Raw genomic sequence first — 13,102 nt, forward strand, 5'->3', positions numbered from 1 at the left:
GGCCCCCGCACCCGCCAGGCCGAGGAGACCTGTCGCGGCCAGGAAGCCCCGCCGCGACAGCCGTGCACGACGCGTCTCTCTCCAGACCGGCATGATCCGCCCTTCCACAGCTTCCGGAGCCAGCATGACCCCGGGAGCTGTGGAACGCGCGGACCGGTGCGCGGTCCCGCCGTCAGGCGTTCGGGTCGAACGTGATCCCGGACGGCTTCGCCGACGACAGGTGCGAGGCGAAGTTGCTGTCCTTCAGGCCGAAGTTGGCGCTGCCGAAGTCGTAGGCGCTCAGCTTGTCGCGCAGCCCGGCGGGGTAGCCGTTCCAGCCCACCAGCGGCGGGTACTGCCAGGTGTGCTTGTCGTTCTCCGGCGGCTCGTCGTTGGAGTTCGCCAGCCGGAAGCAGTGCGTGCCGATGCCGTCCTTGTGATAGACGATCTTCGCGTGGCTGCCCTCGAAGCGGACCTCGGACGTCGCGTGCACGGTGAACGAACCGTGGTTCGAGGTCGAGACGTACTTGACCTGGTTGTCCTGCACCCAGATCACCACGTGCTCCCAGTCGTTGCGGTGCCCGCCGATGCTGCTGCCGGCGACGGCCTGGTCCTTCTCGAAGTACAGGCCGTACATGTACGCGCACCAGCCGTTGTTGCATTTGTAGCGCGAGTAGCTGTTGGTGTTGTCGAGGTCGGAGGCGTCGTGGCACCCGCCGTTCAGCGCACCGGTCGGCTTGAGGCCGCCGTTGATCGTGCCGTCCGGGCCGATCGCGGGCGTGGAGTAGCAGCCGTCCGTGTCGTAGTCGAACGCCGGCTGGTAGGTGAACTCCGCGGCCTCCGCGTTGGCGGGCAGCGCCTGCGGCGGCGCGGCGAAGGCGGCGGTGGGAACCGCAAGCACGAGAGCGGCCGCACCGGCCGGTCAGCAGTCTTCTGCGGTTCGCCTTGAACTTCGCTGACGCCACGGCGTCCTCCTCTTCGTCCGGGCGCACCCGAACGGCTGTGGGGGGCAAGGGAGTTCAGCATCCCGATTTTCCCCTTCCGCGCCAAGAGGTGACAGACGTACCAGTGGTGAAGCCCAACCCAATACTTGGGCCGTGACAGAGCGTCAGCCGAGATCGTCGGGCAGATCCGCGGCGGAGTCCTCCGGCGAGAGGTCGGGCCGCAGCCGCAGCCAGGACGGCTGCCGCAGCATTCCGGCCCGCGTACGGGTGCTGTAGCGGACCTCGCCGACCAGCCGGGGGAGCACCCACCGCGCGCCCGCGACCGGGGGGACGGGGTCGAAGGGGCACTCGGCCGTCTCCGCCGTCCGCAGCAGCCCGGCGAGGTGGGTCCGCTCGGCCTCGCTCCAGCCGGTGCCGACCCCGCCGACGTACCGGAGCCGTCCGCCCGCCCGCTGCCCGACCAGGACGGCGCCGGGCAGTCCCGACAGCCGCCCCTTGCCGGGCAGCCAGCCACCCACGATCACGTCCTCGCTCCGCATGTTGCGGATCTTGATCCAGGAGCGGGAACGCACCCCCGGCTCGTACACCGAGTCCAGCCGCTTGCAGACCAGGCCCTCCAGCCCGTGGTCGACCGTGGCTCGCAGGGCCTGTTCCCCGTGTCCGACCAGTGCGGAGGGGGTGGACCAGTAGGACCCGTCGAGCCCGAGCTCCTCCAGCCGCCGGCGCCGTCGCAGGTAGGGCTGGCCGGTGAGTCCGCGGCCTTCCAGATGCATCACGTCGAACAGCACGAGGTGGACGGGTACCTTCGCCGCCTGACGCGCGGCCTTGGCGGGGGAGTGGGCGAGGCCCATTCGGGACTGGAGCAACTGGAAGTCGGCTCGGCCCTCTTCGTCCAGCGCCAGAACCTCCCCGTCCAGCACGGCCGGCGCCGCCCCGACTGCCGTGCCGAGTGGCCGCAGCTCGGGATACGCGGCGGTGATGTCCTCACCGGACCGGGCCCGCAGCCGGAGGCTGCCGTCACCCGCGAGGTAGGCCACCACGCGCTGGCCGTCCTGCTTGGTCTCATAGGCCCAGCGGGCGTCCTGCGCGGCGGGCGGCAGGGTGCCGGATGTGGCGAGCATGGGCGGGATCAGGGGGAGCGTCACGGGGTGAGGTGTCGACGCCGCGGCCCGTCGCCATTCGTCCCGCCCGTCGGTTTCCCCTGAACGGCGCTGCCTACAGACTGCTCGCCGGAGTCAGCAGGTCCTCGAGACCGACCCGGCGGAAGAACTCCACCCGTATGCGGTCGGCCACGGCGGAGACGACCTCGCTGCCGTCCCGGCTCGGGTCCGCATGGACCCGGAACGGCCGCTCGCCGGGCGGCAGTTCGACGGTCCGCACGACGGCCTTCGCCACGTCCGCGACATCGGCGCCCGGTGGCATGAGCCCGGCCAGCCGCTCGTTCACGTCGGCCATCAGCGCCTTGTACTTCGCGTCGTAGACGGCGGCACGCCCGGTGTCGGCCGGCGTACCGGCGTGGGCGAAGTGGTTCGTGCCCGAGGTGAAGGCGCCCGGCACCACGATCGAGGTGTCGATCCCGAACCGTATGAGCTCGGCGGCGTAGCTCACCGCGAGCGCGTCCATGGCGGCCTTCGCCGCGAAGTACGGCGCGAGGAAGGGCGGGGTGCCGCCGCGTGTGCTGGAGGAGCCGATCCACACGACGTGCCCCTGCCCCTGGCCGCGCAGCTGTGGCAGGGCCGCCCGGTTGACGCGCTGGGTGCCGAGCACATTGGTGTCGTAGACGTCCGCCAGCTGCTCGGGGGTGAAGGCTTCGGCGGGGCCGAGCACCATGTGGCCGGCGTTGTGGATCAGGACGTCGAGGCGCCCCTGCTCGTCGACGATGCGCGCGACGGCCGCGTCCGCGCTGTCCTGCCGGGTCACGTCCAGCTCCACCGCGCGCAGGTCGACCCCGTGCTCGTCGGCGTGGGCGGCCAGGTCGGCGGCGGCACGGGCGTTACGCGTGTCCAGGGCCCGCATGCCCGCGTAGACCGTGTGCCCGCGCCCGGCGAGCGCGCGGACGGTGAGTGCGCCGAATCCACTGGAGGCGCCGGTGACGAGAATGACCTTGCTGTCGCTCATGACTGTTCCTCTCGAATGCTCGATGTCTCGGTCGCTCGAAGGGCGGCGCGCCGTCAGATGATGCCGCCGTTGGCCCGGAGGACCTGGCCGTTGACCCAGTGGCCCTCGGGGCCGGCGAGGAAGGACACGACGTTGGCGATGTCGTCCGGCGTGCCCAGGCGCTCCAGCGGCGGCTGTGCGGCCAGCCGGGCGACCGTCTCCTCGTCCTTGCCGTCGAGGAAGAGGTCGGTGGCGGTGGGGCCGGGCGCCACCGCGTTCACCGTCACGTCACGGCCGCGCAGCTCGCGGGCGAGGATCAGGGTGAGCGCCTCCACGGCTCCCTTGCTCGCGGCGTAGGGGCCGTAGCCGGGGAAGGCCAGACCGACCACCGACGAGGAGAAGTTGACGAGCGCTCCTCCCGGGCGCAGCCGGCGTGCCGCCTGCTGGTCGACGACGAAGGTGCCGCGGATGTTGGTGCGGTACAGGGAGTCGAGCTCATCGAGGTCGAGCTCGGCGACGGGGGACAGGGGCATACGCCCGGCCGCGTGCACCACCGCGTCCACGCCGCCGTACGCGGCCTCCGTCCGGTCGAACAGGGCGGCGACCTCGCTCTCGTCGCCGACGTCCGCGCGGGCGGCGAAGGCGGTGCCGCCCGCTGCCTCGATGGTGCGGACGACGTCCTCGGCCGCGTCCTTGTTGCCCGCGTATCCGACCGCGACGGCGAACCCGTCGGCGGCGAGCCGCTGGGCCACCTGCCGTCCGATGCCTCGCGATCCGCCCGTCACGATCGCGACGCGCTGGTCCGTGTGGGGGTGAGTGGTCATGGCTGCATCCTTCGCTCGAGTCGCCTTGTTAGCATTGCTACGCCGTTCTCGTATCGACGATAACACAGGTTCGTAGCGCTGGTACATCCTGCTTCGTATCGGTGCTACGGATGGCGTACCGTGGACCCATGGATGCGAGGGAAAAGATCCTGGAAGCGGCCACGAACCTGCTGGCCAAGGCGCCGGTGGCCGATGTCTCGACGCGTGCGGTGTGCGACGCGGCCGGGGTGGGGGCGCCGATGCTGTACCGGCTCTTCGGTGACAAGGCCGGGCTGCTGGCCGCCGTCGTCGACCGCGGCTTCGAGGAGTACCTCACCTCCAAGCGGGCGGCCCGGCCCAGCGACGATCCCGTCGCCGACCTCCGGAGCGGCTGGGACAACCACATGCGCTTCGCGCTGGAGCACCCCAACCACTACCGGCTGATGTACTCGCCCGAGCTGACGGTCCCGCCCGCGGCGGCCCAGGAGGCGCACGCACTGCTGCACGGCATCCTCGAACGCTGCGCCGCCGCCGGTCGGCTCACCGTCCCGCCCGCCCTCGCCACCCAGGTGATCATGTCCGCCAATGTCGGGGCGGCCCTGTCGATGCTGACCAGACCGGAGCAGTACACGGACCCGCAGTTCTCCGAGCGGCTGCGCGACGCCGTGCTGGCCTCGCTGACCAGACCGGCCGACGCCGACGGGTCGCGCGAGGAGGACAGCGCCGTCCCGGTGGCGGCCGCGACGCTCGCCGCCCGCCTGCGCTCCGAACAGTCCCCGCGGTTCACGCCGGCGGAGTCGGCCCTGCTGGAGCAGTGGCTGGACAAACTCTCCGCAGGCTGAGCCCTCACCGCTCCATGGACGGCCGTGCCAGGAACATGCCCGACTGGTGAGCCAGGACGACGAGTTGGGCGCGGTCGCGGACGCCCAGCTCGGCCATGACGCGCCGGACATGGGTACGCACCGCGAGTGGGCTGGCATCGAGGTTCACGGCGATCTCCGCGTTGGAGCGGCCCTCCGCGACCCAGGTCATCACCTCGCGGTCGTGGTCGGTGAGCGCCGAGAAGGCCTCGGGCGCGCTCGGTGCCGCATCCGTGGCGGGAGCGACCAGGAAACGTGTGACCAGCGCGCGCGTGGCGAGCGGCGAAAGGAGCGAGTCGCCACCGGCCACGGTCCGGATGCCGTCGAGCAGCACGTCCGCGGTCACGTCCTTACCGAGGAAGCCGCTCGCGCCGGCCCGCAGCGCCTTTGCGACGTGGGCGTCGATCTCGTGCGTGGTGAGGATCAGCACGCGCGTGTCCGCAAGGCCCGGGTCGGCGCAGATCGCGGACGTCGCGGCCAGGCTGTCGGTGCCGGGCACGCGGATGTCCATCAGGACGACGTGCGGGCGGTGCACGCGCGCGAGGGCGACGGCTTCGCCCCCGCAGGTGGCCTCGGCGACCAGCTCCATGTCGTCGCAGGAGTCGAGCAGAATCCGTAACGCGGCACGCAGGAGGGCCTGGTCGTCGGCGAGCAGCACGCGGATGGTCATGGTGTCCGTTCCTGTCGTCTCAGGGTTCCCGTCCTAAAAGCCATGGTGGGCGATGACCGGTGGGAGCGTCGGACGGAAGACGCCCGTGTTCGGCGGCGCTCGTGGCCCTCGTCGGGGAAGGTGCGAGGTCAGACACGGGCGGACGGCCGTTCGACCCGCTCGGCCGCGGCCTCGGCGACGCGGGGCCTTGCGGGTGAGTGCGCCCGCCCGACGGCGCCGCGAGGCGGTCCGTCGGGCCGTGGCGTACTTCGTGGTCCGGCCGTCGCGTTCGCCCTGGCCGGGGCTGCCGCTCGCGCCGGTCCACGCCTGGCCGCACACCGCTCCCGGCGTGACGTTGCGTAGGCTTTTGAAGCTGGAACCTGCCGCTCTGCCGGCGGACCCGCGGTTCGAGGGACTGGCCGCCGGGGCCTGAGCCAAGTCCCGATGCGGTGGTGAGCATGACCGGCAGGACGGTACGCGCGGAACGGGCAGACGCGACCCGCGAGCTGATCCTTACGGCGGCCGAGCGGCTGTACGCCGAGCGCGGGGTGAACGCGGTGTCCAACCGCCAGGTCGGCGAGGCGGCGGGACAGGGCAACAACACCGCCGTCGGCTACCACTTCGGCACCAAGGCCGACCTGGTCCGGGCGATCGTCCGCAAGCACGCGGCGCACGCCGAGGAGATCCGGTGCCGGCTGCTGGCCGAGATCGGCGACTCCACCGACGTACGCGACTGGGTGGACTGCCTGGTGCGCCCGCTGCCCGAGCATCTCGGGAATCTGGGCGGCCCCACCTGGTTCGCCCGGTTCTGCGCACAGGCGATGACCGACCCGGCGCTCCACCAGATCATGCTGGAGGAGTCCTTCGCCTCGCCGTCCCTGCAGCAGTGCATCGACGGGCTCAACCGGTGCCTGCCCGACCTGCCCGCCGAGGTGCGTGCCGAGCGGGGCGAGATGGCGCGCCACCTGATCGTGCACATGCCCGCCGAACGGGAGCGGGCCGTCGCCGAGAACAGGGCCACGCCGCGCTCCCACTGGGACGACGCCGCCACCGGTCTCGCGGACGCGGTCGTCGGGCTGTGGCTGGCCCCGGTGACACCTGGGCGTCACCGGTGAGCCCCCGGAGGCCACCGGTGAGACCCGTACGTCACCCCTGACATTTACAGGCCGACGTGTCCCCTGCGAGCTGACACGTCCCCTCGGACGGTCGAGGGTTGCCTGCGCCGGACGCGCGCCGATAGATTACTTGAGTCAAGCAATGGAAGGTCCGGTGAGTGACATGCCTTCGTCGTCGCCGAACGCCACCATCGGTGATAGGCCCGCTCTGGCCCGCGGGGCGGGACAGCACGTCCTGATCGTCGCCGGCGAGCCGGACCTCGCCGAACTGCTGTCGACCACGCTGGAGTTGGCGGGCTACCGGATCAGCCTCGTCGGCACCGGAACCGAGGCGATGGCGCGGGCGTTCGAGCGCCGCTACGACCTCGTCGTCCTCGACTCCGCGGTGCCGGACCTGGCGGGTCTGGGCCGAGAGCGCCGCCCCCCGCCGACCTGGCCGCACCCGACCTCGACCTGCGTCTGGGTGTGGCCGCCACGGGACTCGAACTCGACGCGCGCACCGTGCAGTTGGCCGACGGTGCCGAAGTGCCGTACGACGGGCTGATCGTGGCCACCGGCGTGCGTCCGCGCCGGTTGCCTGGTGAGGGAGCGCACGTGCTGCGCTCGCTGGACGACGCGCTGAGGCTGCGGGACCAACTCGAGCCTGGCGCGCGCCTGGTCGTGGTGGGCGCCGGGTTCCTCGGTGCGGAGGCCGCCGCTGCGGCCTGGCGGCTCGGCGTCCGGGTCACCCTTCTCGAACCGGCATCGGTGCCGCTCGCCCACGCCGTCGGCACCGAGGTCGGCGCGCTGCTCGGCCGCTGCCATGCGGAGCGGGGCGTGGACCTGCGGTGCGGTGTCACCGTGAGTGAGGCGACCGGGCACGGCGTGCGGCTCACCGACGGTGAAGTGATCGGTGCCGACGCGGTGCTGGTCGCCGTGGGCTCGCTGCCGAACACCGACTGGCTTGCGGGCAGCGGCCTGGTCCTCGACGACGGTGTGGTGTGCGACGAGTACTGCGCGGCCGCGCGCGACGTGTACGCGGCCGGCGACGTCGCCCGCTGGTACAGCCCCCTGTTCGGCGTCTCGATGCGCATCGAGCACCGCACCAACGCCGCCGAGCAGGGCATGGCGGCCGCCCGCAACCTGCTCGACGCCGACGCGCGCAAGCCGTTCGCGCCGGTGCCGTATTTCTGGTCCGACCAGTACGACATGAAGATCCAGGCGTACGGCCATCTGCGCGGCCACGAGGAAGTAGCCGTCGTCGAAGGTGGGTTGGCCGAGCGCCGGTTCGCCGCCGCGTACCGCACCGATGACCGGGTGAGCGGCGTGCTCGCGGTGGGCATGCCGCCCAAGGTCATCCGGCTGTGGCGGCAGGCGGTCGCGGCCGGTGCGGCATGGGAGGAGGTCGTGGGCGCGGGCGTGAGGTGATTTACTTGAGTTACGCAACGATATGGTAAAGTGGATACATGTCCACACCACCGCTCCCCGAACTCCCCAAGACTCCCGCCTCCGCCGAGGTGATCGAGATCGAGCGGGCGCTCACCCGCATCACCTACCTGAGCACGCGCGCGCGGCAGCACGACCGGCTGATGGCCATGGCCGGGGTGCCGCTGGACCGGGCGGCGGTGGCGTTGCTGCGGCAGGTCGCGGATTCGGACCCGCTGCGCCCGGGGGAGCTCGCCAACCGGCTGGGAGTGGAGGCGTCCCACGTCACCCGCACCGTGCAGCAGTTGCAGAAGTCCGGCTACGTCACCCGCGTCCCCGACCCCGAGGATCGCCGGGCCCAGCGCATCCAGCTCACCGAAGCCGGACAGCAGGCCATCGACCGCGTACGGGACACCGGAGTCCGCGGCATGCAGCACGCCCTGTCCGGCTGGAAGCCTGAAGAACTGCGGCAACTGGCCACCCTCTTCCACCGCATGGTCGACGACTTCCTCTCCCACTCCTTCGACGTCGACGAGGACGCGGAGGAGTCCGCGGTCGCGGGGACGGGCACGGCCTGATACCGCTCCCTGAGTTACAGCTACCGCCTGATCCCCTGACGGCTTCACGCCGACGCGGCGCGGCGACCTCGGCGCGGCGTCCGCTCTTCCGCCGGTTGCTCCATCGCCGCAGCGGGCTCCCGCAACCCCGCCAGCAGGAGCCGGCCCAGGGCGGGCAGCGCGATCAGCGGGATCAGGGCGATCCGCAAGGACGTGGCATCGGCCAGCGCTCCGAGGGCCGGGGCGGCGAGTCCGCCCGCGCTCACGGCCAGACCCAGGGTGACCCCGCCGGCCGTGCCCAGCCGTCGCGGCAGGAAGTCCTGGCCGAGCGTGATGTGCAGGGCGAAGGGGACGTACAGTCCGGCCGAGGTGAGCGCGACGAACAGGTAGACCGCCGGACCGGGGACGAGGAGCACGCCCGCGACGGCGAGCACGGTCAGGGCGTACGAGCGGCGCACCACCGTGAGGCGGCCGTACCGGTCCGCGAGCCGGCCTCCCGCCAGCGTGCCGAGGGCGCCGCCCGCGTACAGCACGAACAGCGCTGCCGTACCGGCCGCTTCACCGCCGCCCGTCCGCGTGCGGACGTAGAGCGAGATGAAGGCGCTGAGGCCGACGAAGACGATCGAGCGGCAGACGATGGCGCCGGACAGGCGCGTGAACGACGGCCAGTCGTCGACGCCGGTGGCCGCGGCGGTGCGGGCGGCTGCCGCGCGGCTGCCCGGCGAGCGGATCGCGGCCGCACACAGCGCCGCCCCCGCCACGGCCGGGACGATGAGCAGGGGAGAGGCGCTGAGGCCTCCGATCGCCACGACGGCAGCCACGAGCGGTGGCGCAAGGGCGAAACCGATGTTGCCGCCGAGGGAGAACCAGCCCATGGCCGTATTGCTGCGGCCTGCGGAGGCGCGGGCGGCACGGGCTGCCTCGGGGTGGTACGCGGCGACGCCGATGCCGGACACCGCGACCGCCGCGAGCGTGAGCGCGTAGGAGCCGCCGACCCCGCTCACGGCCACACCGGCACCTCCGGTCAGCGCGCCGAGCGGCAGCAGCCACGGCATCGGCCAGCGGTCGGTGAGCACTCCGAAGAGCGGCTGCACCACCGACGACAGCAAGGAGGCGGCCAGGACGATGCCCGAGGCGGCCGCATAGGTGTAGGCGCGCTCCGAGACGAAGAACGGCACGAGCGCGGCCACGGCGCCCTGGTACACGTCGACACAGGCGTGCCCCAGGGAGAGCAGGGTGATGGATCGGTTGCGGTATCTGGACACCCTGCGATCCTCGCCAGCACGGCGGTTGGCCCGCTTCCGGTAATCTGCCTAGTTGTGTCGCACATCCGCCACACGCCGCGAGCCGCCACCCAGGCCAGGAGTCTGGCCGCAGGCGAGAGCATCGACGCACACCGGCACGACGAGCACCAGATCGTCTACGCCGGGTCCGGCGTGCTGGCCGTGACCACGGACGCCGGCACCTGGTTCGCCCCGGGCACCCGCGCCATCTGGGTCCCCGCGGGCACCGTCCACGCCCACCGCGCGCACGGTCACCTCGACCTGCATTTCGTGGGCCTGCCCGCCGGGGACAACCCGCTCGCCCTCGACGCCCCGACCGTCCTCGCGGTCAGCCCCCTGCTGCGCGAACTGATCCTCGCCTACACCCGCGACCCCGACGACGCGAGCCCGGAACGCGACCGCCTGCTCACCGTCCTGCGCGACCAGCTGCGCGCCTCGCCGCAGCAGCCGATGCGCCTGCCCACCGCGACCGACCCCCGGCTGGCCGCCGTCTGCGAGATCGTCCACGCGAATCCGGACGAACAGTGCACCCTGGCCGCCCTCGGTGCCGCGACCGGAGCCGGCGAGCGCACCCTCAGCCGCCTCTTCCGCAGCGAGTTCGGGATGACCTTCCCGCAGTGGCGCACCCAGTCCCGCCTGTTCCACGCCCTGCGCATGCTGGCCGACGACACCCCCGTCACGACCGTCGCGCACCTCTGCGGCTGGTCCTCCGCCAGCGCCTTCATCGACGTCTTCCGCCGCTCGTTCGGCTACACGCCGGGCACTCACAACCGCCGAGCCTAGAGCCTGACTTCGGGAGTGGACCTGCCACCGTAACCATTCGTTCTACCCTCGGGTAACATCCGGGTGCAGGTCATCGGAGGAGGAACCGTGCCACGGTCCGAACGCTCGCCCTTGCTGCTCGCCGGCCTGCTGGCCGCCGCGGGCGTCACACACTTCGCCCAGCCACGCCCCTACGACGAGATCGTCCCGCGAGCGCTGCCGGGCAACCCCAGGACCTGGACGTACGCGAGCGGCGCCGTCGAACTCTCCCTCGCCGCAGGAGTGGCCCTGCCGCGCACGCGCAAAGCCGCCGCCCTCGCCACGGCAGCGTTCTTCGTCGGCGTGTTCCCGGCCAACGTGAAGATGGCCTACGACTGGCGCGACCGGCCCGCGCCCAAGAAGGCCGCCGCCATCGGTCGGCTGCCGATCCAGCTGCCCCTCGTCATGTGGGCCCGCAGCGTCGCGAAGAACGGGGAGGGCAAGGCATGGGCGAGCGCCTGAACGTCGGCGACACCATCGAGGACTTCGAGCTGCCGGACGAGACCGGCACCACCCGCAAGCTCTCCGAGCTGCTGGCCGGCGGTCCGGTCGTGCTCTTCTTCTACCCGGCCGCAATGACCCCCGGCTGCACCGCGGAGGCCTGCCACTTCCGTGACCTGGCCGCCGAGTTCGCCGCCGTCGGCGCGCGGCCCGTGGGCATCAGCGGCGACACCGTCGAGAAGCAGCAGGAGTTCACCGGCCGCCACAACCTCGGCATGCCGCTGCTGTCCGACACCGACGGCGCGATCCGCGAACGGTTCGGCGTGAAGCGGGGGTTCAGCCTCGCGCCCACCAAGCGGGTCACCTTCGTCATCGCCCAGGACCGCACCGTCCTCGAGGCGGTCCACAGCGAACTGCGCATGAACACGCACGCGGACCGGGCGCTCGCCGCACTGCGCGCACACCAGAAGTGACACCTGCGGTCGGAGGGCCCGCCAGGCCCTCCGACCGTGCCCTCAAGGGCCGTTGCCGACTACTGGAACGAGCAGCCCGGGTTCGGCACGTCCTCCGAGTACGGCGAGCCGTGCGGCAGGATGTACAGGACGTCGAGGATCAACGGTGAGTCTCCCTCGTTGCGGCCGAGGTGGACGTCGCTCGGACCGCCAGGCTCGCGGACCGTGGTGCCGGTTCTGTACAGACCGTCCTCGGCGCAGTCCGCGTGGTAGTGGGTGAGCGTGCCCTGGCGTACGAAGCCGTGGACGATGCCGTCGTGGTAGTGCCAGCCTGTGCTCTGTCCGGGCGGGACGGTGATCTCGCGGACGACGTAGTCGGTGCCCCCGACGGTGGTCCGGCTGATCAGCTTGCCGGTCACTCCCGGGCCGGGCGGTGTGGCACCGGCGGTGCCACACGTCAGGACCGTGCCGGTGACGAGCGCGCCGACGAGGGCGGTACGGAGCGCGTTGCGCATGCGGATGGCCTCTCAGAACGGATCCGAAGATCGAGTACCGCCGTGAACATAGAGGCCCTGTAGGGGAGTTGGGGCCGGAATCCGGTAATCCGCGTTCAACCGGCCCCCGGTTCCGCCGTGTTCAGCGGGTCACCCGCTCCCGTACGACGTCCGCCGGGTTCTTGTCGTCCCTGAGGCCCAAGTACCGCGGATGGCGCAGCATTCCGTCCCGGGTCCACTCGGTGAAGTCGATCTGCGCGACCAGCTCGGGCCGAACCCACCGTGCGCCCGACTCCCGCACCCGTCCGCCGAACGGCTGCTCGGAGATGCGCAGTTCGTGCAGCCGCTCACGCAGGGAGATCAGGGTGCGCCGGTCGAAGCCGGTGCCGACCTTGCCCGCATAACGCAGCTTTCCGTCCTGGTGGTAGCCGAGGAGCAGTGCACCGAATCCGACACGGCTGCCCGCCGGTTCGGTGAACCCGCCGACGACGAACTCCTGTCCTTGCGAGCACTTGAGCTTCAGCCAGTCCTTGGACCTGCGCGGCTGGTAGTCGCCGTCGGCCCGCTTGGCGATCAGTCCTTCCCAGCCGCGGTCGCAGGAGGCGGCCAGCAACTCGGCTCCGCCCTCGTTGCGATGCGGTGTCGTCCGCAGCGGGGCACCGTAGGTCAGCGCCCGGCGCAGCAGGGACTTGCGGGACCGCAGCGGCAGCCGCGTGAGGTCCGCCCCCTCCAGCCTGAGCAGGTCGAAGACGTAGTACGTCACGGCGACACCAGTCGCCTCGATGTCTTCGAGGCGCGTCAGCCCCATGCGCTGCTGGAGCCGGGCGAAGTCGGTGCGGCCCCGCCGGAACGCGACGACCTCCCCGTCGAGCGTGAAGTCGGTGCAGGACTGGGCGGCGAGCGCCTCCACGATCTCGGGATAGGTGTCGTCGAGACGCCGCCCCGAGCGGGAGAGCACCGTGGCCTGCTCGCCGTCGCGGACCGCGAGCAGGCGCACACCGTCCAGCTTCCGTTCGAAGACCCAGTCCTCGTCGGAGAAGTCCCGCCGGTCACCGGTTTCCTCCGAGGACGCTCCGGCCTTCGGGCCGTAGCGGAATCGAACTCCTGCGCAGCAGGGCACAGGCGGGCCCATCGCCGCTGGGGCGATGGGCCCGCCGCTACAGGACGGGGTACGCAGGCCCACCAAGATCAATAGGGTTCAACTGTCAGTCCTGCCCGGTAGG

General features: G+C 71.7%; 14 protein-coding genes and 2 pseudogenes. 8 read left to right on the top strand and 8 right to left on the bottom strand.

The annotated features are described in order from the left end of the window. Window positions 1–172: 172 nt before the first annotated feature. The 4 genes from ACGFYN_RS42220 to ACGFYN_RS42235 form a co-directional block, all read right to left on the bottom strand. Entirely contained in the window at window positions 173–880 is a 708-nt protein-coding gene (locus ACGFYN_RS42220; protein ID WP_393871327.1) for an NPP1 family protein, read from the bottom strand. Between the two features lie 207 nt (window positions 881–1,087). Then, a complete protein-coding gene (ligD, locus tag ACGFYN_RS42225; protein WP_393871328.1) occupies window positions 1,088–2,068 on the bottom strand; it encodes a non-homologous end-joining DNA ligase in 981 nt (326 codons plus the stop codon). 70 nt (window positions 2,069–2,138) lie between these two features. After that, window positions 2,139–3,041 (bottom strand): SDR family oxidoreductase, encoded by a 903-nt coding sequence (locus ACGFYN_RS42230; protein WP_393871329.1) that lies wholly within the window; start codon window positions 3,039–3,041, stop codon window positions 2,139–2,141. Window positions 3,042–3,094: 53 nt separating this feature from the next. Continuing rightward, the gene (locus tag ACGFYN_RS42235; protein WP_393871330.1) at window positions 3,095–3,844 is read right to left on the bottom strand and encodes an SDR family oxidoreductase; all 750 of its coding nucleotides are present in this window, start codon (window positions 3,842–3,844) and stop codon (window positions 3,095–3,097) included. Between the two features lie 128 nt (window positions 3,845–3,972). Between ACGFYN_RS42235 and ACGFYN_RS42240 the strand changes: the two genes are divergently transcribed. Then, window positions 3,973–4,665 carry a TetR/AcrR family transcriptional regulator gene (locus tag ACGFYN_RS42240; protein WP_393871331.1) on the top strand — a complete coding sequence of 231 codons (693 nt, stop codon included), beginning with the start codon at window positions 3,973–3,975 and terminating at the stop codon, window positions 4,663–4,665. Window positions 4,666–4,669: 4 nt separating this feature from the next. On the opposite strand, the gene ACGFYN_RS42245 is transcribed toward ACGFYN_RS42240, so the two are convergent. Continuing rightward, the gene (locus ACGFYN_RS42245) at window positions 4,670–5,353 is read right to left on the bottom strand and encodes a response regulator (protein ID WP_393871332.1); all 684 of its coding nucleotides are present in this window, start codon (window positions 5,351–5,353) and stop codon (window positions 4,670–4,672) included. A 437-nt stretch (window positions 5,354–5,790) separates the two neighbouring features. Here ACGFYN_RS42245 and ACGFYN_RS42250 point away from each other — a divergent pair, with 437 nt between their 5' ends. From ACGFYN_RS42250 to ACGFYN_RS42265, 4 genes and pseudogenes are all read left to right on the top strand, one after another. Beyond that, a complete protein-coding gene (locus ACGFYN_RS42250; RefSeq protein ID WP_393871333.1) occupies window positions 5,791–6,447 on the top strand; it encodes a TetR/AcrR family transcriptional regulator in 657 nt (218 codons plus the stop codon). A gap of 163 nt (window positions 6,448–6,610) precedes the next feature. Then, window positions 6,611–6,793 (top strand): annotated as a pseudogene (locus ACGFYN_RS42255) (DNA-binding response regulator); the annotation flags it as partial. 77 nt (window positions 6,794–6,870) lie between these two features. Beyond that, a pseudogene (locus ACGFYN_RS42260) lies at window positions 6,871–7,854 on the top strand (NAD(P)/FAD-dependent oxidoreductase); the annotation flags it as partial. A 38-nt stretch (window positions 7,855–7,892) separates the two neighbouring features. After that, window positions 7,893–8,429 (top strand): MarR family winged helix-turn-helix transcriptional regulator, encoded by a 537-nt coding sequence (locus tag ACGFYN_RS42265; RefSeq protein ID WP_393871334.1) that lies wholly within the window; start codon window positions 7,893–7,895, stop codon window positions 8,427–8,429. Window positions 8,430–8,473: 44 nt separating this feature from the next. Here the strand turns inward: ACGFYN_RS42265 and ACGFYN_RS42270 are convergent, their stop codons facing one another. Then, window positions 8,474–9,673, bottom strand: coding sequence for an MFS transporter (locus tag ACGFYN_RS42270; protein ID WP_393871335.1), 1,200 nt, complete (start codon window positions 9,671–9,673; stop codon window positions 8,474–8,476). Between the two features lie 54 nt (window positions 9,674–9,727). On the opposite strand from ACGFYN_RS42270, the gene ACGFYN_RS42275 reads away from it, so the two are divergent. From ACGFYN_RS42275 to ACGFYN_RS42285, 3 genes are all read left to right on the top strand, one after another. Next, on the top strand, window positions 9,728–10,474 hold the full coding sequence (locus tag ACGFYN_RS42275; protein ID WP_393871336.1) for an AraC family transcriptional regulator: 747 nt from the start codon (window positions 9,728–9,730) through the stop codon (window positions 10,472–10,474). A gap of 87 nt (window positions 10,475–10,561) precedes the next feature. After that, complete coding sequence (locus ACGFYN_RS42280) at window positions 10,562–10,954, top strand: DoxX family protein (RefSeq protein WP_393871337.1); 393 nt, start codon at window positions 10,562–10,564, stop codon at window positions 10,952–10,954. Next, a complete protein-coding gene (locus ACGFYN_RS42285) occupies window positions 10,939–11,406 on the top strand; it encodes a peroxiredoxin (RefSeq protein WP_393871338.1) in 468 nt (155 codons plus the stop codon). The genes ACGFYN_RS42280 and ACGFYN_RS42285 overlap by 16 nt, the downstream gene beginning before the upstream one ends. Window positions 11,407–11,465: 59 nt before the next feature. Here the strand turns inward: ACGFYN_RS42285 and ACGFYN_RS42290 are convergent, their stop codons facing one another. Together ACGFYN_RS42290 and ligD (ACGFYN_RS42295) are read right to left on the bottom strand one after the other, a co-directional pair. Beyond that, on the bottom strand, window positions 11,466–11,900 hold the full coding sequence (locus tag ACGFYN_RS42290; RefSeq protein WP_393871339.1) for a cupin domain-containing protein: 435 nt from the start codon (window positions 11,898–11,900) through the stop codon (window positions 11,466–11,468). Between the two features lie 121 nt (window positions 11,901–12,021). Next, window positions 12,022–12,999, bottom strand: a complete 978-nt coding sequence (gene ligD, locus ACGFYN_RS42295; protein ID WP_393871340.1) for a non-homologous end-joining DNA ligase — start codon at window positions 12,997–12,999, stop codon at window positions 12,022–12,024. Window positions 13,000–13,102: the final 103 nt, after the last annotated feature.

This window comes from Streptomyces sp. NPDC048419 (assembly GCF_043200415.1).
Lineage (GTDB): Bacteria > Actinomycetota > Actinomycetes > Streptomycetales > Streptomycetaceae > Streptomyces.